General features: G+C 62.3%; 25 protein-coding genes. 6 read left to right on the top strand and 19 right to left on the bottom strand.

Annotated elements, in window-relative coordinates; genetic code table 11:
* The first annotated feature begins 47 nt into the window (after window positions 1-47).
* From ATY77_RS24680 to ATY77_RS24670, 3 genes are all read left to right on the top strand, one after another.
* Complete coding sequence (locus ATY77_RS24680; RefSeq protein WP_088689327.1) at window positions 48-1,058, top strand: ABC transporter substrate-binding protein; 1,011 nt, start codon at window positions 48-50, stop codon at window positions 1,056-1,058.
* Window positions 1,059-1,125: 67 nt separating this feature from the next.
* Window positions 1,126-2,346: an acyltransferase gene (locus ATY77_RS24675; RefSeq protein ID WP_088689222.1), complete on the top strand. Its 1,221-nt coding sequence runs from the start codon at window positions 1,126-1,128 to the stop codon at window positions 2,344-2,346.
* A gap of 166 nt (window positions 2,347-2,512) precedes the next feature.
* A complete protein-coding gene (locus ATY77_RS24670) occupies window positions 2,513-3,250 on the top strand; it encodes a sugar transferase (RefSeq protein ID WP_088689221.1) in 738 nt (245 codons plus the stop codon).
* A 152-nt stretch (window positions 3,251-3,402) separates the two neighbouring features.
* Here ATY77_RS24670 and ATY77_RS24665 read toward each other — a convergent pair whose 3' ends face one another.
* From ATY77_RS24665 to ATY77_RS24630, 8 genes are all read right to left on the bottom strand, one after another.
* Entirely contained in the window at window positions 3,403-3,810 is a 408-nt protein-coding gene (locus tag ATY77_RS24665) for a F0F1 ATP synthase subunit epsilon (protein ID WP_088689220.1), read from the bottom strand.
* The gene (locus ATY77_RS24660; RefSeq protein ID WP_004679291.1) at window positions 3,810-4,049 is read right to left on the bottom strand and encodes a hypothetical protein; all 240 of its coding nucleotides are present in this window, start codon (window positions 4,047-4,049) and stop codon (window positions 3,810-3,812) included. The genes ATY77_RS24665 and ATY77_RS24660 overlap by 1 nt, the downstream gene beginning before the upstream one ends.
* Window positions 4,049-5,476: a F0F1 ATP synthase subunit beta gene (gene atpD / locus ATY77_RS24655; protein ID WP_088689219.1), complete on the bottom strand. Its 1,428-nt coding sequence runs from the start codon at window positions 5,474-5,476 to the stop codon at window positions 4,049-4,051. The genes ATY77_RS24660 and atpD overlap by 1 nt, the downstream gene beginning before the upstream one ends.
* Before the next feature lie 22 nt (window positions 5,477-5,498).
* A complete protein-coding gene (locus ATY77_RS24650; RefSeq protein ID WP_088689218.1) occupies window positions 5,499-6,383 on the bottom strand; it encodes a F0F1 ATP synthase subunit gamma in 885 nt (294 codons plus the stop codon).
* Window positions 6,384-6,411: 28 nt separating this feature from the next.
* The gene (atpA, locus tag ATY77_RS24645) at window positions 6,412-7,941 is read right to left on the bottom strand and encodes a F0F1 ATP synthase subunit alpha (protein ID WP_088677590.1); all 1,530 of its coding nucleotides are present in this window, start codon (window positions 7,939-7,941) and stop codon (window positions 6,412-6,414) included.
* Window positions 7,941-8,507 (bottom strand): F0F1 ATP synthase subunit delta, encoded by a 567-nt coding sequence (locus ATY77_RS24640; protein ID WP_088689217.1) that lies wholly within the window; start codon window positions 8,505-8,507, stop codon window positions 7,941-7,943. The genes atpA and ATY77_RS24640 overlap by 1 nt, the downstream gene beginning before the upstream one ends.
* 255 nt (window positions 8,508-8,762) lie before the next feature.
* Window positions 8,763-9,152: a DUF4345 family protein gene (locus ATY77_RS24635; RefSeq protein WP_088689216.1), complete on the bottom strand. Its 390-nt coding sequence runs from the start codon at window positions 9,150-9,152 to the stop codon at window positions 8,763-8,765.
* 104 nt (window positions 9,153-9,256) lie between these two features.
* Complete coding sequence (locus ATY77_RS24630; protein WP_088689215.1) at window positions 9,257-11,473, bottom strand: primosomal protein N'; 2,217 nt, start codon at window positions 11,471-11,473, stop codon at window positions 9,257-9,259.
* A 188-nt stretch (window positions 11,474-11,661) separates the two neighbouring features.
* Between ATY77_RS24630 and ATY77_RS24625 the strand changes: the two genes are divergently transcribed.
* Complete coding sequence (locus tag ATY77_RS24625; protein WP_088689214.1) at window positions 11,662-12,594, top strand: dihydrodipicolinate synthase family protein; 933 nt, start codon at window positions 11,662-11,664, stop codon at window positions 12,592-12,594.
* Window positions 12,595-12,601: 7 nt separating this feature from the next.
* Here the strand turns inward: ATY77_RS24625 and ATY77_RS24620 are convergent, their stop codons facing one another.
* Window positions 12,602-13,039: a GNAT family N-acetyltransferase gene (locus tag ATY77_RS24620; RefSeq protein WP_088689213.1), complete on the bottom strand. Its 438-nt coding sequence runs from the start codon at window positions 13,037-13,039 to the stop codon at window positions 12,602-12,604.
* A gap of 14 nt (window positions 13,040-13,053) precedes the next feature.
* Window positions 13,054-14,007 carry a GNAT family N-acetyltransferase gene (locus ATY77_RS24615; RefSeq protein ID WP_088689212.1) on the bottom strand — a complete coding sequence of 318 codons (954 nt, stop codon included), beginning with the start codon at window positions 14,005-14,007 and terminating at the stop codon, window positions 13,054-13,056.
* Window positions 14,008-14,148: 141 nt separating this feature from the next.
* On the opposite strand from ATY77_RS24615, the gene ATY77_RS24610 reads away from it, so the two are divergent.
* The gene (locus ATY77_RS24610) at window positions 14,149-15,084 is read left to right on the top strand and encodes a tyrosine recombinase XerC (RefSeq protein ID WP_088689211.1); all 936 of its coding nucleotides are present in this window, start codon (window positions 14,149-14,151) and stop codon (window positions 15,082-15,084) included.
* Between the two features lie 133 nt (window positions 15,085-15,217).
* The gene (locus tag ATY77_RS24605) at window positions 15,218-16,294 is read left to right on the top strand and encodes a TraB/GumN family protein (protein WP_088689210.1); all 1,077 of its coding nucleotides are present in this window, start codon (window positions 15,218-15,220) and stop codon (window positions 16,292-16,294) included.
* Between the two features lie 91 nt (window positions 16,295-16,385).
* Here ATY77_RS24605 and lpdA read toward each other — a convergent pair whose 3' ends face one another.
* The 9 genes from lpdA to sucD form a co-directional block, all read right to left on the bottom strand.
* A complete protein-coding gene (gene lpdA / locus ATY77_RS24600) occupies window positions 16,386-17,792 on the bottom strand; it encodes a dihydrolipoyl dehydrogenase (RefSeq protein ID WP_088689209.1) in 1,407 nt (468 codons plus the stop codon).
* A gap of 26 nt (window positions 17,793-17,818) precedes the next feature.
* Complete coding sequence (locus tag ATY77_RS24595) at window positions 17,819-18,457, bottom strand: LysE family transporter (RefSeq protein ID WP_088689208.1); 639 nt, start codon at window positions 18,455-18,457, stop codon at window positions 17,819-17,821.
* Between the two features lie 19 nt (window positions 18,458-18,476).
* Window positions 18,477-19,229: an SDR family oxidoreductase gene (locus tag ATY77_RS24590; RefSeq protein ID WP_088689207.1), complete on the bottom strand. Its 753-nt coding sequence runs from the start codon at window positions 19,227-19,229 to the stop codon at window positions 18,477-18,479.
* Complete coding sequence (locus ATY77_RS24585; RefSeq protein WP_088689206.1) at window positions 19,226-19,756, bottom strand: hypothetical protein; 531 nt, start codon at window positions 19,754-19,756, stop codon at window positions 19,226-19,228. The genes ATY77_RS24590 and ATY77_RS24585 overlap by 4 nt, the downstream gene beginning before the upstream one ends.
* On the bottom strand, window positions 19,753-20,502 hold the full coding sequence (locus tag ATY77_RS24580; protein WP_088689205.1) for a DUF4241 domain-containing protein: 750 nt from the start codon (window positions 20,500-20,502) through the stop codon (window positions 19,753-19,755). Before ATY77_RS24580 ends, ATY77_RS24585 begins: the two co-directional genes overlap by 4 nt.
* An 11-nt stretch (window positions 20,503-20,513) precedes the next feature.
* Window positions 20,514-21,761, bottom strand: a complete 1,248-nt coding sequence (odhB, locus tag ATY77_RS24575) for a 2-oxoglutarate dehydrogenase complex dihydrolipoyllysine-residue succinyltransferase (RefSeq protein ID WP_088689204.1) — start codon at window positions 21,759-21,761, stop codon at window positions 20,514-20,516.
* A gap of 39 nt (window positions 21,762-21,800) precedes the next feature.
* Complete coding sequence (locus ATY77_RS24570; RefSeq protein ID WP_088689203.1) at window positions 21,801-22,109, bottom strand: YciI family protein; 309 nt, start codon at window positions 22,107-22,109, stop codon at window positions 21,801-21,803.
* Window positions 22,110-22,125: 16 nt separating this feature from the next.
* Complete coding sequence (locus tag ATY77_RS24565; RefSeq protein ID WP_088689326.1) at window positions 22,126-25,110, bottom strand: 2-oxoglutarate dehydrogenase E1 component; 2,985 nt, start codon at window positions 25,108-25,110, stop codon at window positions 22,126-22,128.
* A gap of 168 nt (window positions 25,111-25,278) precedes the next feature.
* Entirely contained in the window at window positions 25,279-26,181 is a 903-nt protein-coding gene (sucD, locus tag ATY77_RS24560) for a succinate--CoA ligase subunit alpha (RefSeq protein WP_088689202.1), read from the bottom strand.
* Window positions 26,182-26,191: the final 10 nt, after the last annotated feature.

Raw genomic sequence — 26,191 nt, 5'->3', positions numbered from 1 at the left:
ACCGCACGTTTTTCGGCCTCACGCTCCACAGACCTGAGGAGGTCACCATGCCGCTTCTCACCCGTCGCCAGACGATCCTCGCCGCCATCGCAACAAGCCTCGCCGGCCGCGCCGCCTTCGCCCAGTCGGCGCCGGCAAAGGTTCGCATCGCGCTCGACTGGACGCCCAACACCAACCATATCGGCATCTATGTCGCCCAGGCGAAGGGCATCTATGCCGCCGCCGGCATCGATGTCGAAATTCTTCCCTTCACCGACACCAGCGCCGGAACGCTGGTGTCCAACGGTGTCGCCGATTTCGGCATCAGCAGCGAGATCGAAGCCATCACGCAGCGCGCCGGCGGCGGCGACGTGAAGATGGTCTACGGCGTCGTCCAGACGGAAACCGCACGCCTGATCTTCAAGGGCGGACGCGACGACATCAAGAGTCCCAAGGATCTCGACGGCAAGACCTATGGCGGCTTCGGCGGCACCTGGGAGAGCGCGCTGGTCTCCGCGATGATCCGCAACGACGGCGGCAAGGGCGACGTCAAGACCGTCACCCTCGGCACTTCTGCCTATGAGGCGCTGGACAATGGCTCGATCGATTTCACGCTGGAGATCTACACCTGGGAAGGCATCGCCGCCGAACTGGAAAACCGGAAGATCAGCCGCTTCCACTATTCCGATTATGCCATTCCCGACGAACAGACGACGGTGATCGTCTCCAGCGACGCCTATCTCGCAGCGAGCTGGGAACATGCCCGCGCCTTCATCCAGGCGACGCGCCAGGGCTACGCCTATTCCATCGACCATCCCGACGAAGCCTGCGACCTGCTGATGTCAGGCAGCAATGGCGCATTGATGAATACGGAACTGGTGAAGGCCTCTCAGAAGGCTCTGATCGAAGGGCACTTCCTGAAATCGGAGGCGGGCGTGATCGGCAACCTCGACCCGGCAAAGGCCGAAGCCATCGGCGGCTTCCTCCTCGAAAACGGCATTCTGGTCGATGCGAACGGCGCCGCACTCAAGGAGAAGCCGGACTTTTCCGCCTATTATACCAACGAACTCCTTGGCTGAACCCAATCCCAGCCTTGCCCGGCGCGGCGTTCCACGTCACAATCGCCGGGCAAGGCGAGGGGGCGCGATGAGACAAGAGGAAAGACTGGCCGGGGCGGACTTTCTGCGCGCGACGGCCTGTCTGCTGGTGCTTGCCCACCATCTCGTGCTGCGGCTGGATATGCGCAGGATTCCCGACGAGCTTGCGCCGGCCGCTCATATCGCCCGCTTCGGCAATTTCGGCGTTGCCATTTTCTTCGTGTTGAGCGGCTTTCTTCTGGCTCGTCCCTTCTGGCGCGCGCTCGACGCGGGCGGCGATATGCCGAACCTGCGGCAGTATGCGATCCGCAGGGCGGCACGTATTGCCCCCGGCTTCTGGGTCGCCGCCACCGTCAGCTTCGCCCTTAGCCTGACGCTGCTTGCCCTGCCGCTGACGCCGGAGCTTGCGCTCCGCTACGTCTCCGGCATGCTGTTCATGAGCCAGTGGCATTGGCGAACCCTCTTTCCCGTCGATGCCGATGGGCCGCTCTGGTCCATTCCTTTCGAGGTCACCAGCTATGTGCTGCTGCCCGCCTGCTTCTTCCTGCTGTTTCGTTCCCCGACCTTGAGAAAGCGCCCCTTGCTTGCCCGCTCCGCCTGGTTTTGCATCATCGGCGGCGTGCTCGTTGCCCATGTGCTGATCCTGACCTTCTTTGCGCTCGACGACATCGGGCGCGGCTGGCAGTACGGCCTGCAGGGCGGGGCGAAGGAATGGATGCCCAAATATAATCCGATCGGCTTTTTCGCCGTCTTCGCGATCGGCGCGCTTGCCGCCGGCATCGAGGTCATGCTGCCCTTGAGGCGCTCCGCCTGGTTCGATGCCGCTGCACTTCTCGCCCTCGTCGTTGCCGCTTACCGGTTGGTCATATCGCCTGGCGGCACGCCGGAAGCTTTCGGCTGGCTCGATATTCCTTACGGCTTTCCGGTCTTCCCGCTTGCGGTCGCGACCGCCTTGGTATCATTGACGCGTTCACTGGTCCTGGGCAGGCTGCTCGACAATGCTCCTGTCCGCTACACGGCAAAGATCTCCTTCGGCATCTACATCTGGCAGGAGATCATCCTGATATTGATCCAAAGGCTCGATCCCGGCTCCTTCGGTGCTTCCACCGAAAACGTCGTGACCGGCTGGCTTCAATCTTGCGGGCTGGCGTTGGTGCTCCTCTTCCTGGTTGCGACCCTCAGCTACTATCTCCTGGAAAGGCCGGCGATCCATTTTGGCAGCCGGCTTGCGAGCGGCCAACCCAATCGGGCTACTCCTTTCAAAGTATAAATTCCCCGTCACCTCAACTACAGGCATTAAGGTTAACGGGAAATACTCCCATTTTTGGCGCCTTCATGCTTACTAATTTCTTATTTATACCGATGACAAACGATAGCTGAGCATGTATTTGTTTCGCTGCGGTTCAGTGTTAGAATAATCTTGTGGACATTCTGTAATGAATGCTTTTCCTTCGAAGAGGAACGCGCGCTTCGATGCGTCTCGGCGTCAGGACAAAATCAAGGCACTGGTTATAGCGAATTCCAATATTCGCCAGCCGGATAGCTTTCCCGATCCGAAAAGAGAGATGGTGTTCCGACTGGTCGTGAAACGATTCATCGACATCATCGTATCGGCCAGCGCCCTGATCGTGCTGGCTCCTCTTTTTCTGGCAATCGCGCTTTTCATCAAACTCGACGATGGCGGCCCGGTGTTCTTCCGCCAGATCCGCTGGGGGCTGAACGGCCGGAAGATCACGGTCCTCAAGTTCCGGTCGATGCGCACGGAAGCCTGCGATCCCAGTGGTATTCAGCAGACCGTTAAAGGCGACGTCAGGGTCACCGGCATCGGCGCGATCCTCCGCAAGACCAATATCGATGAATTGCCGCAGCTTCTGAACGTCCTCCAAGGCGACATGTCGCTGGTCGGCCCGCGCTGCCATGCCATCAATATGCGGGCAGCCGGCAGGCTCTACGAGGAGCTCGTGCCGGATTACCACCACCGCCACATCATGCGCCCCGGCATCACCGGTCTTGCGCAGACACGCGGCTGGCGCGGCCCGACGGCGCGGCCGCTGCAAGCCCGCGCCCGCATCGCCTGCGATATCTTCTACGTCAAACATTTCAGCCTGCTGCTCGACATGAAGATCCTGTTCAAGACCCTGGTCATCGAACTGCGCGGCGGCACCGGTTTCTAAGACGGACCTCATCACGACTACCGCAGAACGGCCACCCACGGCCGTTCATTCATTTCAGCCGTTCTATGACGCCATTCCCATATCCGAGAGAAAAGCAGAAACGAAAAAGGCGGCCGTAGAGGCCGCCTTCGATCGATGCCGTTGAATGGCGATCAGTCTTGCTGGACGATGCCGCGCAGATGCGTCAGTTCCATGATGAAATGCTCGAGCTTCGACTTGTGTTCGTGATGCTCGGCATCCTCGAGTTCCTTCTTCGCAGCTTCGATGCGGCGGGTCAGTTCGTCCTTGTTGAGCTCTTCCACTGGTACCGCGGATTCGGCGAGCAGCGTACAGCCGGTCGGCAGAATATCGGCAAAGCCGCCGAACACGACATAGTCCTGCTTCTTGCCGGAAGCCGAACGCACGCTCACAACACCCGGCTTGATCGTCGTCATCGTCGGCGCATGGTGCGCCATGACGGTCATTTCGCCCTCGGTCGCGGGAATGACGACCTCCGTCACCATCTCCGACAGCAGCAGACGCTCCGGCGAAACGAGCTCAAAGTTGAAATTGTCAGCCATCAGTGACTTACCTTCTCGGCTATGGCTTTTGCATCTTGCAATTTGGTCCCGCAGAACGGGCAGTGCAGTATCGCCTGGTCGAGATATCCGAGGCCCTCCTCGGTCTGAACCAACCCCACGACCATCATGATCACGCCGTTATCGGCACGGTAGACGGTGGGTGCTGCCGGTTCCGGAAGTTCCGCCACGACCCCTTTCAGGGAGTCGCAGCAGAATATCTCGTCCTGAGCATCGCTCATCAGGCAGCAGCGAGCTTCTTGGCCTTCTCGACAGCTTCGTCCATCGAGCCGACCATGTAGAAGGCGGCTTCCGGCAGGTGGTCGTATTCGCCGTTGACGAGACCCTTGAAGCCCTTGATCGTGTCTTCGAGGGCGACGAGCTTGCCCGGCGAACCGGTGAAGACTTCGGCGACGAAGAACGGCTGCGACAGGAAGCGCTCGATCTTGCGGGCGCGGGCAACGGCGATCTTGTCCTCTTCGGACAGTTCGTCCATGCCAAGGATGGCGATGATGTCCTGCAGGGCCTTGTAGCGCTGCAGCGTCGACTGAACCTTACGAGCGACTTCATAGTGCTCTTCGCCGACGACCATCGGGTCGAGCATGCGCGAGGTGGAGTCGAGCGGGTCGACGGCCGGGTAGATGCCCTTTTCGGCGATCGAGCGCGACAGAACGGTCGTTGCGTCCAAGTGGGCGAACGAGGTTGCCGGCGCCGGGTCGGTCAAGTCGTCGGCCGGAACGTAGATGGCCTGCACCGAGGTGATCGAACCCGTGGTCGTTGTGGTGATGCGCTCCTGCATCTGGCCCATGTCGGTTGCCAGCGTCGGCTGGTAGCCCACAGCCGAAGGAATACGGCCGAGCAGAGCCGACACTTCCGAACCTGCCTGCGTGAAGCGGAAGATGTTGTCGACGAAGAACAGAACGTCCTGGCCCTGGTCGCGGAAGTGTTCTGCGACGGTCAGACCGGTCAGAGCGACGCGAGCGCGGGCGCCCGGCGGTTCGTTCATCTGGCCGTAAACGAGCGCAGCCTTGGAGCCTTCGCCGCCGCCATGCTTGTTGACGCCCGATTCGATCATTTCATGGTAGAGGTCGTTGCCTTCGCGGGTACGTTCACCCACGCCTGCGAAAACCGAGTAACCACCGTGCGCCTTGGCGACGTTGTTGATCAGTTCCATGATCAGAACGGTCTTGCCGACGCCGGCGCCGCCGAACAGGCCGATCTTGCCGCCCTTTGCGTAAGGCGCGAGAAGGTCGACGACCTTGATGCCGGTGACGAGGATCTGCGCTTCCGTGGACTGCTCGACATAAGCCGGAGCGTCTTGGTGGATGGCGCGCTTGTGAGCGGTGGTCAGCGGACCTGCTTCGTCGACCGGCTCGCCGATGACGTTCATGATGCGGCCGAGCGTTTCATCGCCGACAGGAACCGAGATCGGAGCGCCGGTATCGACGACCCGCTGACCGCGGACGAGACCTTCGCTCGAGTCCATCGCGATGGTGCGGACTTCGTTTTCGCCCAGATGCTGAGCGACTTCGAGAACCAGGCGGTTGCCGTTGTTGTCGGTTTCAAGCGCGTTCAAAATCGCCGGCAGTTCGCCTTCGAAAGCAACGTCGACGACGGCGCCGATAACCTGGGTGACTTTGCCGACAGAGCGGGTAGCTGCCTCAGCCATATTCTTACCCTCTTTCCCTAACTCAGAGCGCTTCCGCGCCCGAAATGATTTCAATCAGTTCCTTGGTGATCTGAGCCTGACGCTGACGGTTGTAGCTCAGCGTCAGCTTGTTGATCATCTCACCGGCATTGCGCGTCGCATTGTCCATAGCGCTCATCTTGGCGCCCATCTCGCCCGCGACGTTCTCGAGGAGAGCACGGAAGATCTGGACGGAGATGTTGCGCGGGATCAGATCGTCGAGGATCGACGCCGGATCCGGCTCGTATTCGTAGACGGCGCCTGCATGTTCCGCATCTTCGGCAACGGCCTCGGGAGCCTTGGCCGGGATGAGCTGCTGCGCGGTCGGAACCTGGCTGATCACCGATTTGAACTCGGAGTAGAACAGCGTGCAGACGTCGAACTCACCGGCGGCGAACATGTCGATGATGCGCTTGCCGATCTGGTCGGCATTCTCGAAACCGATCTTCTTGACTTCGCGCAGTTCCTTGCGCTCGATGATCAGCGACGCATATTCACGGCGCAGGATGTCGTAGCCCTTCTTGCCGACGGTGAAGATTTTCACCGTCTTGCCTTCGGCCAGCAGCTTGCGGACATGGTCACGCGCAAAGCGCGCAATCTGCGAGTTGAAACCGCCGCAAAGACCGCGCTCCGCCGTGCAGACCACCAGCAGATGGACCTGGCCCTTGCCGGTGCCGGTCATCAGCGCCGGCGCGCCGTCCGCATCGGTGACGGCCTTGGCGATGTTCGCCAGAACCGCACCCATGCGCTGCGAATACGGCCGGGCGGCCTCGGCCGCCTCCTGCGCACGCCGAAGCTTCGCCGCGGCGACCATTTTCATCGCCTTGGTGATCTTCTGCGTCGCCTTGACGGAGGCGATCCGGTTTTTCAGATCCTTAAGTGAAGGCATCCGTGATCCGTCCTAACTTAGGGCCTGATTACGAGAAAGACTTTGCGAAGCTATCGAGAGCAGCGGTGAGCTTGCCCCTGGTATCGTCGCTGATTGCCTTTTCCGTGCGGATCGCGTCGAGGATGGCGGAGCCTTCCGAACGCAGATAAGAGAGGAAGCCCTGCTCGAACTTGCCGACCGAAGCGACCGGAAGCTTGTCGAGATAGCCGTTGACGCCGGCGAAGATCACCGCGACCTGCTCTTCCGTCTTCAGCGGCGAGAACTGCGGCTGCTTCAGGAGTTCGGTCAGGCGTGCACCGCGGTTCAACAGGCGCTGCGTCGCAGCGTCGAGGTCCGAACCGAACTGGGCGAAGGCGGCCATTTCGCGGTACTGGGCGAGCTCGCCCTTGATCGAGCCGGCGACCTGCTTCATGGCCTTGATCTGAGCCGAGGAACCGACGCGGGAAACCGACAGACCGACGTTAACGGCCGGACGGATACCCTGATAGAACAGGTCGGTCTCAAGGAAGATCTGGCCGTCGGTGATCGAGATCACGTTGGTCGGAATGAAGGCCGACACGTCGTTGCCCTGCGTTTCGATGACAGGCAGAGCGGTCAGCGAACCGGCGCCCTTGTCGTCGTTCATCTTCGCAGCGCGCTCGAGCAGGCGAGAGTGCAGGTAGAAAACGTCGCCCGGATAGGCTTCGCGGCCCGGCGGGCGGCGCAGCAGCAGTGACATCTGGCGGTAGGATACGGCCTGCTTCGACAGGTCGTCGTAACCGATCAGCGCATGCATGCCGTTGTCGCGGAAGTATTCGCCCATGGCGCAGCCGGCGAACGGAGCGAGGAACTGCATCGGAGCCGGATCGGAAGCGGTCGCGGCGACGATGATCGAGTACTTCAGCGCGCCGCGCTCTTCGAGCACCTTGACGAACTGCGCGACGGTCGAGCGCTTCTGGCCGACGGCGACGTAGACGCAATAAAGCTTCTCGCCTTCCGGACCGTTATCGTGAATGGCCTTCTGGTTGAGGAAGGCATCGAGAAGAATGGCGGTCTTGCCGGTCTGGCGGTCGCCGATGACGAGCTCGCGCTGGCCGCGGCCGACCGGGATCAGCGCGTCGATGGCCTTGAGGCCGGTCGACATCGGCTCATGAACCGACTTGCGCGGAATGATGCCGGGAGCCTTGACGTCGACGCGCGAACGGCGGGTCGCGTTGATCGGACCCTTGCCGTCGATCGGGTTGCCGAGCGCGTCGACGACGCGGCCGAGCAGTTCCGGACCGACTGGAACGTCAACGATGGCGCCCGTACGCTTGACGGTGTCGCCTTCCTTGATGTCGCGGTCGGAGCCGAAAATAACGACACCGACGTTGTCAGATTCAAGGTTCAGGGCCATGCCGCGGATGCCGCCGGGGAACTCGACCATTTCACCGGCCTGGACGTTGTCCAGACCGTAAACGCGAGCGATACCGTCACCGACGGAGAGAACCTGGCCGACTTCCGAGACTTCTGCCTCTTTGCCGAAATTTTTGATCTGGTCTTTGAGAATTGCGGAAATTTCCGCGGCGCGGATATCCATCAGCCGACCTCTTTCAATGCAAGCTTAAGGGTAGAGAGTTTGGTACGAAGAGACGTATCAATCTGACGGGACCCGACCTTGACGATCAGACCACCAAGAATTGACGGATCAACCGTGACGGCAATCGCCACGTCTTTGCCGGTGACGCCCTTCAGCGCCGCCTTCAATTCATTTTCCTGCTCTGCGGTCAGAGCATGGGCCGAGATAACCTCGGCAGAAATTTCGCCGCGATGGTTGGCGGCAATCACCCGGAAGGCCTTGATCATGCCCGGCAGGGCGAACAGGCGGCGGTTGCGCGCCACGACCTTCAGGAAATTGGCGAAGAAACCGGAGATGCCGGCCTTTTCGCTGACGGCGACGATCGCCTTCAGCTGGTCTTCGGCGGAGAAAACCGGGCTCAGGATGAAGCGCTTCAGGTCGTCGCTCTCATCCAGCATCGCCTGAAAACGGTCGAGATCGGCGGTTACCCTGTCTACGGCGCCTTCTTCGAGCGCCAGCTCGAAAAGCGACGAGGCATAGCGCTCTGCAACACCAGAAGTAAGCTGGGACGTGTCTGCCACTGGCACAAATTTCCCTGATTTCAATCCAAAATCCGGCTTTCGGCGGGCGCCGAGCCTATGACTTTGAATTCGTTTTGATTTCCCCCAGAAATCACAAGAGAAGCCTCTTGCTTCTTCCGAAATTCGGGGTCCGTCTAACATAGGATGTTCGGACTCGCAACACGCGTAATGCCCGAATACGCCTTTCACATGAATTTCTGTCCGCAAAATTGCGCAATGACTTGGAGGCCGGCCGAAGAGGCCGTCCGCAGGTGGCGAAATTCACGCCTGGATGAAGCCGAAAACATAAAGCAGGGGCAATGCAGCCAAAGCGATCTGCACAACCAAGAGTAAATAGTTGACGATATTACTCCCCTTATCGGACAGGATCGAGATGATACGGGCAAAGGCGGCCATCACAAAGGAAGCGCCGAGCGCCATATAGATCCAGTCCTGGGCGAGCATGATCGCCGAGGCTCCGAAGCCGAGATAGAAACCGCCCATCGAGCGCGCCTCGCCATAGCCTTCCGGCCGCCCCTCGCGCGCCTGCAGGCCGAGAAGACGCAAGGCGTGGCCCGGCGCGAACATCATGACGAAGCCCGCCAGCGCGGTGAAGGCCGCGGAGCAGAACGCCAGCTGCTCGCCAAGCTCGGTCGGAAAATAAAACTCCATGCTTCAGCCCCAAATCACTCGCGAATCGCTGTTTTATGGCATGGGCCGGAAAAGGATGAAATGGCGGCGGCGCCAGAAAACGCCGGTGGGCGATACGCAGCAAGCTAAAGGAAACTCTGCGGATCGATATCGAGCTGCACCTGCACCGATCCGCGCTCCCTCGGCGATTGCGACAGCATCGCCCGCAGGAAGCCTTGCATGTCGGAGTTCCGCCGCCCGTGCACCAGAAGACGGAAGCGATGGCGGCCGCGCACCAGCGCCAGCGGCGCTTCCGCCGGTCCGAGCACCGAAATGCCCGAAACCTGCGGCGCCGCATTGCGCATGCCGCGCGCATGGTTTTCAGCGTCATGGCGGGTTTCGGCCGAAACGATGACCGAGGCGAGCCGGCCGAAGGGCGGCAGTGCGGCGCGTTCGCGCTCGGTGATCTCGCGCTCGTAGAAGGCACCGGAATCGCCTGAGACGATCGCCTGCATGACCGGATGCTGCGGCTGGTAGGTCTGCAGCAGCCCATGGCTCTTGAGGCCCGTGCGCCCGGCCCGGCCGGTCACCTGCGACAGAAGCTGGAAGGTGCGCTCGGCCGCGCGCGGATCGCCATTGGCAAGGCCGAGATCGGCATCGACGATGCCGACCAGCGTCATCAGCGGAAAATTATGGCCCTTGGCGACGAGCTGCGTGCCGATGACGATATCGGCCTCCCCCTTGGCGATCGCCTCCAGCTCCAGCCGCAGCCGCTTCACGCCGCCCATGATATCGGAGGAGAGAACGATCGTGCGGGCCTCGGGGAAATGCCGTTCCACCTCTTCGGCGATGCGCTCGACCCCCGGCCCGCAGGCGACCAGATGGTCGAGCGTGCCGCATTCCGGGCATGCCTCCGGCGTGCGCTCGGCATGGCCGCATTGATGGCATTGCAGCTGTTTGCGGAAGCGATGCTCCACCAGCCAGCTCGAACATTGCGGGCACTGGAAACGGTGGCCGCACACCCGGCAGAGCGTCAGCGGTGCGTAGCCGCGCCTGTTCAGAAAGAGCAGCGCCTGTTCGCGCCTCTCCACCGTCTTGCCGATTGCCCGGATCAAGACCGGCGACAGGAAGCCGCCGCGCTCCGGCGCATGCCTGCGCATATCGACGAGATGCAGGTCCGGCAGCGCGGCATCGCCGAACCGCGTCGGCAGATGGACGGTGCTGTAACGCCCGCTCTGCCCGTTGACTTGGCTTTCGACCGAAGGCGTCGCCGACACCAGGATGACGGGAAAGTCGCCGATGCGGCCGCGCACCACCGCCATATCGCGGGCATTGTAGAAAACGCGGTCTTCCTGCTTGTAGGCAGGATCGTGCTCTTCGTCGACGATGATGAGGCCGAGATCTTCAAAGGGCAGGAAGAGTGCCGAGCGCGCGCCCGCCACGACCCTGACTTCGCCTGTTACCGCCTGGCGCCAGACCTTTTCGCGCATGCGCGGCGGCAGATCGGAGTGCCATTCGGCGGGCTTTGCGCCGAAACGGTCCTGGAAGCGTTCGAGGAAACTTGCCGTCAGCGCAATTTCCGGCAGCAGGATCAACACCTGCTTGCCGCGCTTCAGCGTCTCGGCGATCGCCTCGAAATAAACCTCCGTCTTGCCCGAGCCGGTTACTCCGTCGATCAGCGACACCGCGAATTCGCCCTTGCGAACGTCGCCGACGATCTCCTCAGCCGCCTGCTTTTGCGGCCCTTCCAGCCGCGCGGCGGCGAAATCGGGATCGGGTTTCGCCACCACCGGCGGCGGCGGCAGGAATATCGTCTCGAAAATGCCAAGCGTGATCAGCCCGTCGACGACGCTCGTCGAGACACCCGCAGCATGCGCGAGGCCGCTACGCGTCCACGACAAGCCGTCCGCGGCGGCATCGAGCACCCGGGCGCGCGCCGGCGTCATCCGCTCCGGCTCGCCGCCGACTAGCTTCAGCCCTTCCACCATCGGTTCCGGCTCGAAGGCGTTCGGCGCCCTGAGCGCCATGCGCGCGACGAGCCCAGGCGGCGAAAGCGTGTAGGTCGCAACCCAATCGATGAAATCCCGCATCTCGCGGGAGAGCGGCGGGCAGTCGAAGACATGGCTGATCGGCCGGAGCTTCTTCGGATCGACGCCATCTTCGCCGCCGTCCCAGACGACGCCGATCACCTGACGCGGTCCGAGCGGCACCTGCACGACCGAGCCGGGCTCGACCGCCATGCCCTCCGGCACCGAATAGGAATAGGGTTTCGGCGCCGGCATCGGCACCAGCACGGGAACCGTTCGGTTCGCGGGCGGTGCCTCGAAAAGCGCGCCAAAGAGATCGGACGAATCTGTGCTCATCGCGCGAGACCATGCCCGCAAATCAATGGAATTGGAACCGCAAAGAGGAGGCGGCGCATCGGGCGAGGACTATGGCTGCGAGACGCGGCCAGAATTGACGGTCCCCTCGGGAAAGGGTTGCCGGACGAACGATTGGCCGCATAGATTACCGGAACGCTTTGTTCGATCGCGGAACCGGAGAAGAACGAATGGCCCGACTGACCGAAGATGCCAAGGGCGTCTATGTGATTGCCGTCACGCCCTTTACCGACGACGGCGCGCTCGATCTTGCCAGCATCGACAGCATGGTCGATTTCTACGAGGGTGCCGGTGTCACCGGCCTGACGGTCCTCGGCCAGCTCGGCGAAGCACCGAAGCTGACGGCCGAGGAATCACGGGTGGTCGTCGAGCGTGTGCTGAAGCGCCTGGATGGACGCCTTCCCGTCGTCGTCGGCGTTTCGGCGCCAGGGCTCGCGCCGATGCGCGAACTCGCCGAAGCCGTCATGGGCGCGGGTGCGGCCGGCGTCATGGTCGCGCCGCCCTGGACTGTTAGGACCGACGATCAGGCCTTCTCCTTTTATCAGTCGGTCGGCGAGGCGTTGGGTGACACGCCCTTCGTGCTGCAGGACTATCCGCTGACCACCAATGTGACGATCGCCGCTGGCGTCATCGAGCGCATCGTCAGGGAAGTGCCCAATTGCGTCATGCTCAAGCATGAGGATTGGCCGGGCCTTGCCAAGATCACCGCGCTTCGCGCCGCCAGCGGCAGCGGCGCCATGCGGCGCATTTCGATCCTTTGCGGCAATGGCGGGCTTTTCCTGCCAGAGGAGATGGGCCGCGGCGCCGACGGCGCGATGACCGGCTTCTGCTATCCCGAGATGATGGTCGGCGTCGTCGAGGCCTATGCCGCCGGAAATCCCGATCGTGCCCATGAAATCTTCGACGCCTATCTGCCGCTCGCCCGTTATGAACAGCAGCAGGGCATCGGCCTGGCCTGCCGCAAATACGTCCTTGCCAAGCGCGGGGTCATCAAGTCCGCCGCTCTGCGCAAGCCCGGCGCCCGGCTCTCGGCGCCCGACATTGCCGATGTCGAACGGCTGCTCGCCCGCCAGGCCATCCGCCTCAAGGAGATCGGCGCATGAGGCCGGATCAACGCAGCTCAAGACTATGCGTATAACGGTGATGCTTGCGGGGCTGGAACCCTAACGACTCCCAGAACTTCGCCGCGCGATCATTTCCCGCGTGAACGGTGGCGAGCGTGCAGAAGGATCGCCCATGGTCCAGCAGAGCCTGGGCGAGCATCCGGCCGATGCCGTGCCCGCGCATTGCAGGTTGGACATAGAAACGCCGCATCCGCAACGCCCCCGCCACGGCGTGTTCGACGGTCATGCCTCCGACACCGGCGAGCGCCTGATCGGCATAAGCGCCGAGCAGCTTTTCGCCAACATCGTCAAACCTGACTTCGCCAGCGGACCATTCTTGAATGAGCCGGGTGATATGGAGATGGCCTTCGCACCGGGCCTCGCTCCCGAGAGCCACGATCTCCTGTGGCAGTCGATCGCGTATTACCCGGATATCGATCATCATAACGATGCTGCTATCTAAACCGCAGGAACCGGCAGGTCGCGGTCAGACGCTGCTGCAGCCGGCAGGCCGACCGGCACGAAGGCCGCGTCACCATCCGCCGCGAGATCATGCACCGTATGCTTCTCCAGCGCCTTCGTCACATCATTGAGGTCGCCGTCCAGATGTTCGGCCGGAATGAGATTGCCGATGACGAAATCGAAACGGTCGCCGCGCTTGTTCAAGAGCTCGTGGAACACGGTCATGTCGCGAAGTTCCGTCGACCATTTCGCCAGCCAGTAAAATAAGCCGGAATTGCGCGCCGTCATATGGACGGGAAGGATCGGCAGATTGTATTTGCGCGCCAGCCCGACGGCCGAGGTCTTCCATGGGCGCTCGTTCAGCCGTCCATTCGCCCAATAGGCGATGCGGCCCGAGGGAAAGAGCACTGTCGCCTTGCCTTCCCTGACCGCATGGTTGGTCAGCTGCAGCGTCTCGCGCGCCTTGAGCTTGCTCTTGTGCTCCTCCCGCCATTCGACGGGAATGATCATCTCGGCAAAGCGCGGATTGACGCGGATCGCGTCCCGGTTGGCGAAGAACATCATGTCGGGCCGGCGCGCTTTCAGGAGATCAAAGACAGCGACGCCATCGGCAATGCCGGTCGGGTGATTGCTGACGAGAATGAAGCCGCCTTTATCGGGAATGCGTTCGCCGTTGGCGATGCCAATATCGAGTTTCAGCACGTTGCTCAGATATTCGAACGACTGGAAGCCCGGCATCTTGGCAACCGCATTGGCGAATTCGATTGCCTTGCTGTAGCGCAGGAGCGTGTAGAGGAATGGCCGCATCGCCGGCCAGAGCGGGTGTTTGACGATCCTTTGGCCGCGTTCGGCAATCAGCGTATCGACGATATGACCGGGTTTTCCATGTGAAACGAGGGCGATCGCTTCCGCGAGCTGTCCGAAAGCCGTCATGGAATCGCGCCGTGCCATGAAAGATCCTGTCTATGGGGTATAAAGCTATCGCAGTAGAATATGATCTAGGGATGACAAAGGTTTGGCCGGCATTAGCAATTCCATAACCGTTCCTGCTTCAAATTGGCGAGCTTGAAGGCAAATTCAAGGCCCTGCCACGTGAATGAACTGTTGATCATCGCCGATCCGCGCCTGATGGCGGAACGGGCTGCGTGGCTCGACAACCTCGCCCGCGAGCGCCGTCTTTCCGAGCATACGCTCGACGCTTACGAGCGCGACACCCGCCAGTTTCTGACCTTCCTGACCGGCCATCTCGCAGGACCGGCGACACTTGCCGATATCAGGGAATTGCGCCCCGCCGACTTCCGCGCCTTCCTGGCGGCCCGTCGCAAGCAGGGCTCCGGCGCCCGCTCGCTCGGCCGCAATCTCGCCGGCCTCCGCTCGCTGCTGCGCCACCTCGAAAAGAAGGGCTTGGTCAATGCCGCGGGTGCTGCCGCAATCCGCTCGCCGAAGCAGCCGAAATCGCTGCCCAAGCCGCTTTCCGACACGCAGGCGATCACCGTCGTCAGCGACGAGGCCCAGCTCCATGACGAACCCTGGATCGCCGCGCGCGATGCAGCCGTCATGACCCTGCTTTACGGCTGCGGGCTACGCATCTCCGAGGCGCTGGATCTCGTTCCCGCCGATCTACAGAAGGGCGCCACCGCGCTGCGCATCACCGGCAAGGGCAACAAGACGCGGCTGGTACCGCTGCTGCCCGTGGTTTTCGATGCCGTCGAGAAATATCGCACGCTTTGCCCCTACCATCTGGAAAGCGGCGAACCGATGTTTCGCGGCGCCCGCGGCGGCAAGCTGCAGGCGGCGATCATTCAGCGCGCCATGCAGAAGCTGCGCAGCGCCTTCGGCCTGCCGGAGACCGCCACACCCCATGCACTGCGCCATTCCTTCGCCACGCACCTGCTTGCCGGCGGCGGCGACCTGCGCACCATTCAGGAACTGCTCGGCCATGCCAGCCTGTCGACCACGCAGGTCTATACCGGCGTCGATGCATCGCGGCTGCTGGAGGTGTATGATCGCGCGCATCCGCGAGCCTGATGCAGGTCGCCCAAAAAGCGTGGACCGACGAGATGCATGAAGTTTCAACCGTTCGTTAACGCATTTTCTTAAAGGAATATGCGCAAGCCGGATGTAGAGCGTGACTGATATAAGGCATGATGGGAAACCCCCTATGACGACATCAATCGGCCGCCGGACGTTCCACTTCATCGCGCCGGGCAATCTGCTGCTCTGGTTGATCGCAGCCTTTCACATGCTGCTTCTCGCAGCCCTTTTTGTCGCCTTTCTGACGGCTCGGCCGGCAGCCGCGGGCGATGAGACCTGCACCGGCCGCAACCTGATGGCCGAGCTGCAGCAGAACGACCCAGCCCGCTATGCCGAGGCTCAGAAGGAAGCCAACGCCACGCCGAACGGCAAGGGTATCTTCTGGAAGATCGAGAAGCCGGGCGTCCAGCCTTCCTGGCTGCTCGGCAGCATGCATGTCACCGATCCGCGCGTGCTTGCCCTGCCGCCGCGCGCCCAGGCCGCCTATGACGCGGCCGGCACGATCATCATCGAATCCGACGAGATCCTCGATGAGCGCAAGGCGACCGCTGCCCTGCTCGCGAAACCGGAGTTGACGATGTTCACCGACGGCACGACGATCGACAAGCTGCTTTCCTCCGAGGATTACCAGCGCCTCGAAGCCGGCCTCAAGCAGCGCGGCATTCCGCTCGGCGCCGTCTCCCGCATGCGGCCCTGGATGATCTCGAGCGCCGTCGCCCTGCCGGCCTGCGAAATTGCCCGCAAGGCGAAAGGCGTAAAATTCCTCGACCAGAAGATCGCCGCCGATGCCGCAGCCGAAGGCAAGCAGGTCAAGGGGCTGGAGACCCTTGCCGAGCAGATCCAGGCCATGGCCGACCTGCCGGTCGAATTCCATATGAAGTCGCTGATCGAGACCCTGGAGCTCGGCGACAAGATGAACGACGTCGTCGAAACGATGACCGATCTCTATCTCTCCGGCGATATCGGCATGACCATGCCGATGCTGAAGACCGTGACGCCGGAAGACGAAGGCGAAACCAGCGATTACGCCGCCTTCGAGCAGCGCGTCATCCTCGACCGCAACAAGGTGATGGCCGAACGCGCCGCGCCCATTCTCGACGGTGGCAACGTCTTCATGGCCGTCGGCGCCCTGCATCTGCCCGGCGAGCGCGGCGTTATCGAACTGCTGCGTAAGCAGGGTTTTACAGTGACTGCCGTAAACTAAACCTTCTTCTGCATCGGCAGATGGGCCGCAACTAAAACAGCCGCTCACCTCACAGTGAGCGGCTGCGCGCTTGGCCAGGAATATTTAAAGCTTACATGTGGATCGGCTTGAAGAAGGTCGCGAGCGCCGCTTCCTTCACCGCTTCCGACATCGTCGGATGCGCATGGCAGGTCCGGCCGAGATCTTCCGACGAACCGCCGAACTCCATCAGCACGGCGATCTCGTGGATCATTTCGCCGGCGCCGAAGCCGACGATATGGCCGCCGAGCACGCGGTCGGTTTCCTTGTCGGCGAGGATCTTGACGAAACCATCGGTCGCCAGCATCGCGCGGGCGCGGCCGTTCGCCGTGAACGGGAACTTGCCGACCTTGTAGGCCACACCCGCCGCCTTCAGCTCTTCTTCGGTCTTGCCGACCGAGGCGACTTCCGGCTGCGTATAGACGACACTCGGAATGGCCTCGTAATTGACATGGCCATGCTGCCCGGCGAGGAATTCGGCAAGCGCCACGCCCTCGTCTTCCGCCTTGTGCGCTAGCATCGGCCCCTTCACCACGTCGCCGATCGCATAGATGCCGGCGACATTGGTCCTGAAGTGACCGTCGATCTCGACGCAGCCGCGATTGTCGAGCGCAACGCCTGCCTCTTCGAGGCCGAGACCTGCCGTATAAGGCTTGCGGCCGGTGGCGATCAACACGGCTTCGGCGTCGAGCGTGACGGCATCACCGCCCTTGACCGGCTCGAAGGTGACCTTGGCGCCCTTGCCGCCCTTTTCGACGCCGGTGACCTTGGCGCCGAGATTGAAATCGATGCCCTGCTTGGCGAGCATACGCTGGAACTGCTTGGAGACTTCGCCGTCCATGCCGCCGAGGATGGTGTCGAGATATTCGACGACGGTGACCTTGGCGCCGAGACGCGCCCAGACCGAGCCGAGTTCGAGGCCGATGACGCCGCCGCCGACGACGATCAGCGTTTCCGGAACCTTCTCCAGCGCAATGCCGCCGGTGGACGAGATGATGGTCTTCTCATCGATCTCGACCTGCACGCCAGGAATGCCCGCGACGTCGGAGCCGGTGGCGATGACGATGTTCTTGCCCTCGATCTCCTGCACCTTGCCGTCTTCGGCGGTGACGGAAACCTTGCCGGCCGAGACGACCTTGCCGGTGCCCTGGAAGGCGTCGATCTTGTTCTTCTTGAACAGGAAGGCGACGCCGTCGACATTCGACTTCACCGTCGCATCCTTATGCGCCATCATATTGGTGAGATTGAGCGTCGGTGCCGGCACGTCGATGCCGAGGGCGCTCAGTCCGTGGCCGGCCTGGTGGAACATTTCGGAAGCATGCAGCAGCGCCTTCGACGGAATGCAGCCGACATTCAGGCAGGTGCCGCCATAGGTCGCGCGCTTTTCGACGACGGCGACCTTGAGGCCGAGCTGAGCTGCTTTGACTGCGCAGACATAGCCGCCCGGGCCAGTTCCGATAATGATCACATCGTAGGACATTGCTTTTTTCCCTTTGGATTTTTCGTTTAGTCGGCCGCGCGCGACAGAGCGAGGCGGAAGCCGAAGCCGACGAGTGCCGCTCCGGTGATGCGGTTGAACCATTTGCCGCTGGCGATGAAGCGGTCACGGATTGCCTTGACCGTGAAGAAATAGGAGACGCCGGCAAACCAGGCGACCAGCGCCGCCGCCATGCCGATGCCGTAGGAGAATTGAATGAGCGCGGGCGTATCGTGATGCACCAGCGTCGAAAACAGCGACAGGAAGAACAGCACCGGCTTCGGGTTCAGCGCATTGGTGATGAAGCCCATGCCGAGGCATTTCAGCATCGAGACCGGCTTGCGGTCTTCGGCCGTCACCTCGATCTCCCGCACGTTGAAACCGGGCTCGCGGAACGACTTGATGCCGAGATAGACCAGATAGGCGACACCCGCCCATTTGATCATCGAAAACAGCATCAGCGATTTCGACACGATGAGGCCGAGGCCGAGGATGGTGTAGCTGATATGGAAGAGCAGGGAAAAGCCCATGCCGATCCCGGTCATGATGGCGGCGCGGCGCCCATGCACAATGCTCTGGCGCAGGATGACGGCGAAATCGGCGCCCGGCACGACGATGAAGATCGAGAAAACGGCCATCAGGCCCATGAATTCGAGAATATATTGCATGCTGTTTTCGCCCTGTCTTCTAACGGCCGCCGCTGACGTTGAGGATCGCGCCGGTTATATAGGAAGCCGATGGAGAGAGAAGATAGAGGATCGCGTCCGCCACCTCTTCGGCCGAACCGGTGCGCTGCATCGGGATCGACGGCGCCATGTCGCGCGGCCGGTCCGGCAACCCGCCCGAAGCATGGATGTCGGTTTCGATGATGCCCGGCCTGACGGCGTTCACACGAATGCCTTCCGCCGCCACTTCGCGCGCCAGCCCGACGGTGAACGTATCGATGGCAGCCTTCGAGGCGGCATAATCGACATATTGCGTCGGCGAACCGAGGACCGCTGCCATCGACGAGATATTGACGATCGCCCCGCCCTGCCCGCCATGCCGGCTCGACATGCGGCGAACCGCTTCCGCCGCGCAGAGGATGGAGCCGGTCACATTGACGCGCAGCATGCGCTCGATGCGCTCCACTGTCATCTCGTCGATCCGCTGCGGATAATCGACGATGCCGGCATTGTTGACGAGCCCGTCGATCCGGCCGAAATGGCGATCGACGGCAGTAAACATCGCAACGATATCGCCGGCCCTGCCGACATCGCCCTCGATCGCTATCGCCTCGCCGCCGCTTGCGACGATCGCCGCGACGACGGCATCGGCAGCCGCGCGGTTGGAGGCGTAGTTCACCGCGACACGCCAGCCCTGGCGCGCGGCAAGGCGCGAGGCGGCAGCGCCGATACCCCGGCTGCCGCCGGTCACGAGAACGACAGGTGCACCGCTCATGTTGCGCATTCCTTGAATGTCAGCACGTCCCATGGCGCCACGGAGGCCTTGCCTTCACCCCAGGCGCTGGATTCGCGAATGGCAGGACCAAGGCCGGGCAGCACCAGCCTTTCGGCGGCGGCAGCGCCCTCAGGCTGCAGATTGTCCATCTCGCCCTTCTCATCCATGCCGTAGACGGCGCCCTGCCAGACCGTGCAGGCATCGAGATCGGCGCCGGTCACGTCGCCCTCGGGGCAGTTGAACATCAGGATGCCGATGGCGCGCACCGGATCTTCCGACGGCATGACATAGCCTTCCATCACGACGGATGTCTTCAGCGCACTGACCTTGAACTGGTTGCTGGCGGCAGCCGACGAAGAATTCAGCGGCGCAAAGCGCAGTTCATAGGCGCCGTCGCGATCGATATAAACCGCCCGCTCCTGCTTGCAGTCGGCGCCGGACACGGCGGCCGGAACGGCAAAAAGCATGGCGGCCGCAATTGCAGCCACGCTTTTCCATCCCGTCATGATGCCGATCCCCTCGCTCATTGTCCTTGTTGCTCTCTCCGCCCGTCGGCATCCTCGATCACGCCGAAATCCGTCAGCAGCACCAGCGGATGGCCGTCCTTGTCGAGCCCCCAGAAAACCGGATAGAAGCCGTCGCCCCAGCCGCTCCAGAACACCGCGACATTGCCCTTCTTGCCGGCGACCGGCCGGTGCAGCGCATAGGCGCCCTTGTTGGCATCGAGGTCAGACGCCAGCACGTCGTCGTAATAATTGATGTCCGCGTCGGGCTTTTGCGCCTGAACCTGCGCTTGACGCTCTCCGATCAGATCAAGCGTATCGGCATCCATGTAGCAGCCGAGGCCGGCATCGACGGGATAGCCGAAGATCTCGCCGTCTTTCAGCGTCGCGGGGTCCTGGCCGGGAAGGACGGCAAGCTCCCAATGATCCGGCTTGCCCTCGGCAAACCGCATGCTGGCAGCGGCAATACGCCCGAATGCCCGGTAGAGCGTGACAGGATAGTCGCCCGGCGCAACCGTCCTGGCGAGCGCCGGCCGATCCGGCTGGGCGAGCGGGTCGGCAGCAACGATGCGCCCCGAGGTCAGCTCGACATTGCCCATATGGATCACAGTGATCGACCGTCCGGAGAGTTCGGCATCGCCAAGCGCCACCAGCTCGAAATTGCTGCTGGCCTTGCTGATGTCCCAACCGGCCGCCGACGCGGAAACCGGGACATGCGCGGTGGCAGCACAAAGAAGAAGGCGTGCCGCTCGCATCATCCGGTTCCGCATCGAAAAACTCCTTAGAGGTCGAGAACCAGACGTTCCGGATCTTCGAGGCTTTCCTTGACGCGCACGAGGAAGGTGACCGCTTCCTTGCCGTCGACGATGCGGTGATCGTAGGACAGCGCCAGATACATCATCGGACGGATGACCACCTGGCCGCCGATCGCGACCGGCCGCTCCTGGATCTTGTGCATGCCGAGAATGCCGGACTGCGGTGCATTGAGAATCGGCGAGGACATCAGCGAGCCGTAGACGCCGCCGTTCGAGATGGTGAAGGTGCCGCCCTGCATGTCGGCCATAGAAAGCTGGCCGTCGCGGGCTGCCTTGCCGAGGCGGCCGATTTCCTTTTCGATCTCTGCGATCGACATCTGGTCGGCATCGCGCACGATCGGAACCACGAGGCCCTTGTCGGTGCCGACGGCGACGCCGATGTGGCAGTAGTTCTTGTAGATGATGTCGGTGCCGTCGATCTCGGCGTTGACAGCCGGCAGTTCCTTCAGCGCATGCGTCACGGCCTTGGTGAAGAAGCCCATGAAGCCGAGCTTGACGCCGTGCTTCTTTTCGAAGACGTCCTTGTACCTGTTGCGCAGGTCCATGACCGCCTTCATGTCCACCTCGTTATAGGTGGTCAGCATGGCGGCGGTGTTCTGCGCGTCCTTGAGGCGCTTGGCGATCGTCTGGCGCAGGCGCGTCATCTTCACCCGCTCTTCGCGCGAGGCATCCTCGACCGTCGACGGACCGCGCGCAGCGGCAGGCACTGCTGCGGGTGCCGGAGCGGAAATGCCCTTGGCGACGGCCGCGATGACGTCACCCTTCAGCACCTGGCCGCGTTTGCCGCTGCCGTCGACCTGATCGGCGGAAAGATTGTTTTCGGCCAGCATCTTCGAAGCCGCCGGCGCCGGCGGCATGGTGGAGACGGAGGCGCTGGACGACGACGATGCCGCAGCCACAGCGGCGGGCGCGGCAGGTGCCGGAGCAGCAGGAGCGGCGGCCGGTGCGGCAGCAGCCGGCGCGGCGGCAGCGACGGCACCTTCGGCGATCTGGCCGAGCAGCGCCCCGAGGCCAACGGTTTCGCCGGCAGCGGCGACGATTTCGGAAAGGGTGCCGGAGGTGGGCGCGGGAACTTCGATGGTCACCTTGTCGGTTTCAAGCTCCAGAATCGGCTCGTCGGCCTTGATGGCGTCGCCGACCTTCTTGAACCAGGTGCCGACGGTTGCCTCGCTGACGGATTCACCGAGAGTTGGAACGCGGATTTCTGTGGCCATTGTTCAAATCCTGATTTCGTGTGTTTTCGTTTAAACGTTTCAGACGGCGGGCGGCCGCAAGATGATCGAGGGCATCGGCAGGATATCGAAACGGAAGCCGAAGCCGGAAGCGATGATCGGATCGTTATCGGCAAGAGCCTGCGCCGCCGCCTGATCCTCGACCTCGACGACTGCCATGCCCCAGGCGCCTTCCCCCTCGAAGACGGGGCCGACCGTCACGGCCGATCCCGCAAGGGCATTGCGATGCCAGTATTCGACATGGCGTTTCATCGCCGCCATTTCCTCCCCAGTCCCGTCATGCGGGAAAGTAGGGCGCGGCGGCTGCAGTCTCAGAAAGAAGTAAGCCATCACGCCCTCCCTTGTTTTAGCTGCCCAACGCATCCTCGAGGAATGCCGAAAGCTGCGACAGATGCTTGGACATCAGACCTGTTGCCGGCGAGGCTGCCGGCGGGCGGCCGGTGTAGCGGACGCGCTGGTATTTCGCATCGATATGGGCGAGCACCCATTCGAGGAACGAGTCGATGAACGACCATGCGCCCATGTTTTTCGGCTCTTCCTGGCACCAGACCATCTCGGCGTTGCGGAAGCGCGAGAGCTCGTTGATGAGCGCCTTTGCCGGGAACGGATAGAGCTGCTCGAGACGCAGGAGATAGATGTCGTCGATGCCGCGCTTTTCTCGCTCTTCCAGCAGATCGTAGTAGACCTTGCCGGAGCACATGACGACGCGGCGGATCTTGCTGTCCTTCTGCAGCTTGATCGGACCGTCCTTGATCACCTCGGCATCGTCCCAGAGCAGGCGATGGAAGGAGGATTCGCCGGCCAGTTCGGAAAGCGTCGAGACCGCCCGCTTGTGGCGCAGCAGCGACTTCGGCGTCATCAGGATCAGCGGCTTGCGGAAGTCGCGCTTCAGCTGCCGGCGCAGGATGTGGAAGTAGTTCGCCGGCGTCGTGACGTTGGCGACCTGCATGTTGTCTTCCGCACAGAGCTGCAGGAAGCGTTCCAGGCGAGCCGAGGAGTGCTCCGGACCCTGGCCCTCATAGCCGTGCGGCAGCAGGCAGACGAGGCCCGACATGCGCAGCCACTTGCGTTCGCCCGACGAGATGAACTGGTCGAAGACCACCTGCGCGCCGTTGGCGAAGTCGCCGAACTGGGCTTCCCAGAGGGTCAGCGCATTCGGGCGGGCGAGCGAATAGCCATATTCGAAACCGAGCACGGCCTCTTCCGAAAGCATCGAATTGATGACTTCGTAACGGGCCTGCGTCGGCGCCAGATTGGCGAGCGGGATGTAGCGCTCTTCGGTCTCCTGATCGTAGAGAACCGAGTGACGCTGCGAGAAGGTGCCGCGTTCGCAATCCTGTCCGGACAGACGGATCTTATGGCCTTCGACGACGAGCGAGCCGAACGCAAGCGCTTCCGCCATCGCCCAGTCGAGGCCTTCGCCGCTCTGGATCATGTTGGAGCGGTTTTCCATGAAGCGCTGGATCGTGCGATGGGCGTTGAAGCCCGCCGGGATCTCGGAAAGCTTGCGGCCGATCTCCTTCAGCGTCTTCATCGGCACGGCGGTCTTGCCGCGGCGCTGTTCGTCCTGATTGTCGGCCGTGCGCAGGCCGGACCATTCGCCGTCCAGCCAATCGGCCTTGTTCGGCTTGTAATGCTGGCCAGCCTCGAACTCCTGCTCGAGATGGGCACGCCAGTCGGCCTTCATCTTTTCGACTTCGCCGTCCGTCAGCAGGCCTTCGCGAACCAGACGTTCCGCGTAGAGCTGCAGGACCGTCTTGTGACCACGGATGACCTTGTACATCTTCGGCTGTGTGAAGGACGGTTCATCGCCTTCGTTATGGCCGTAGCGACGGTAGCAGAACATATCGAGCACCACAGGCTTGTGGAACTTCATGCGGAATTCGGTTGCGATCTTGGCCGCATAGACGACGGCTTCCGGATCGTCGCCGTTGACGTGCAGGATCGGCGCTTCGATCATCTTGGCGACGTCGGACGGATAGGGCGACGAGCGCGAGAAGGCCGGGTTGGTGGTGAAGCCGATCTGGTTGTTGATGATGACGTGCATCGTGCCGGCGACGCGGTGACCGCGCAGACCGGAAAGACCGAGGATTTCGGCAATGACGCCCTGGCCGGCAAAAGCTGCGTCACCATGGATCAGCAGCGGCAGCACCTTTGCGCGTTCGGAAAGAGGAATGATGTCGCCATCCCAAACCGTCGCGCTCATGTCCTGCTTGGCGCGGGCCTTGCCCATGACGACCGGATCGACGATTTCGAGATGCGACGGGTTTGCCGTCAGCGAGACGTGCACCTTGTTGCCGTCGAATTCGCGGTCGGAGGAGGCGCCGAGATGGTACTTGACGTCGCCGGAGCCTTCGACCTCGTCAGGCGCGTAGGAGCCGCCCTTGAACTCGTGGAAGATGGCGCGGTGCGGCTTGCCCATGACCTGAGACAGCACGTTCAGGCGGCCGCGATGGGCCATGCCGAAGACGGCTTCCTTGAGACCGAGATGGCCGCCGCGCTTCAGGATCTGTTCGAGCGCCGGGATCAGCGATTCACCGCCGTCGAGGCCGAAGCGCTTGGTGCCCTTGAACTTGACGTCGAGGAACTGCTCGTAGCCTTCGGCTTCGATCAGCTTGGCGAGGATCGCCTTCTTGCCTTCAGCGGAGAAGGCGACGCCCTTGTCCGGCCCTTCGATGCGTTCCTGGATCCAGGCCTTCTCCTCAGGGTTGGAGATATGCATGAATTCGACGCCGAGGGTCGAGCAGTAGGTGCGCTCGAGGATCTCGATCATTTCGCGGATCGTCGCGTATTCGAGGCCGAGAACGTTGTCGATGAAGATCTTGCGGTCGTAATCGGCTGATGTGAAGCCGTAATTTTCCGGCGACAGCTCGCGATAGTCGTCGACGGCAGCGGCGATGCCGAGCGGGTCGAGCTTGGCATGCAGGTGGCCGCGCATGCGGTAGGCGCGGATCATCATGATGGCGCGCACGGAGTCGCGTGTCGCCTGCAGCACGTCGGTGGTGTCGGCGGGCTTGCCCTCGGCTGCGGCCTTCGCCTTCACCTTGGTCTCGATCACCTTCTCGACGATGCCCCAGTCGCCGTCGAGAGCCGATACCAGATCGCCGGCGGCTGCCAGCGGCCAGTTCTTCCTGCGCCAGGAAGCACCCTTGGCCGCCTTCTTCACATCGGCAGGATCTTCTTCCAGCGCCTTGAAGAAGGTGCGCCACTGATCGTCCACCGACGCGGGATCCTCTTCGTAGCGCGCATACAGCTGCTCGATATAGGCTGCGTTGGCGCCATCCAGAAACGAGGTGATCTGAAACTGCTCGTTGGCTTCTTGCCGTGCCATGGTGATATGCGAACGCTTCCGTCCGCCTCCTGACTTTGATGAATTTGCCGGCTTGATCGCCGGCTGCCGCATTCCGATTGCCGCCTGTCCGCGGCGCATCTGCTTGTCTCGTGCATAAGGCCGGGCGGAAGGCGCAGATGCCGTTCCTCCGCCCGGTTATAGGTGGTTTCAGCCCTTGAGGACTTCAACCAGCGTCTTGCCGAGGCGGGCCGGAGACGGCGACACCTTGATGCCGGCCGATTCCATTGCCGCGATCTTCGATTCCGCGTCGCCCTTGCCGCCGGAGACAACCGCGCCGGCATGGCCCATGGTGCGGCCCTTCGGTGCCGTGCGGCCTGCGATGAAGCCGGCCATCGGCTTCTTGCGGCCCTTCTTGGCTTCGTCCTTCAGGAACTGCGCGGCGTCTTCTTCGGCCGAGCCGCCGATTTCGCCGATCATGATGATCGACTGCGTGGCTTCGTCGGCCAGGAACATCTCGAGCACGTCGATGAACTCGGTGCCCTTGACCGGGTCGCCGCCGATGCCGACGGCCGTCGTCTGGCCGAGGCCCTCGTTGGAGGTCTGGAAGACGGCTTCATAGGTCAGCGTGCCCGAGCGGGAAACGATGCCGACCGAACCCTTGCGGAAGATCGATCCCGGCATGATGCCGATCTTGCACTCTTCCGGCGTCAGAATGCCGGGGCAGTTCGGGCCAAGCAGGCGCGACTTGGAGCGGTCGAGGCGAGCCTTGACGCGGACCATGTCCATGACGGGAATGCCTTCGGTGATGCAGGTGATGAACGGGATCTCGGCGTCGATCGCCTCGATGATCGCATCCGCTGCACCGGCCGGGGGAACGTAGATGACGGTCGCGTCGGCGCCGGTCTTTTCCTTGCCCTCGGCGACGGTCGCGAAGATCGGCAGGCTTTCGCCCTTTGCGCCTGTCCAGGTTTCGCCGCCCTTCTTCGGATGGATACCGCCAACCATCTGGGTGCCGTAATAAGCGAGCGCCTGTTCGGTGTGGAACGTGCCGGTCTTGCCGGTCAGACCCTGAACGAGGACCTTGGTGTCTTTATTGACGAGAATAGACATTCTTTCCGAT

The organism is Rhizobium sp. R634 (assembly GCF_002211305.1).
Classification (GTDB): Bacteria; Pseudomonadota; Alphaproteobacteria; order Rhizobiales; family Rhizobiaceae; genus Rhizobium.
Note: the sequence above shows the minus strand (reverse complement) of the source record. Positions and strands in the feature narration are given on the sequence as shown.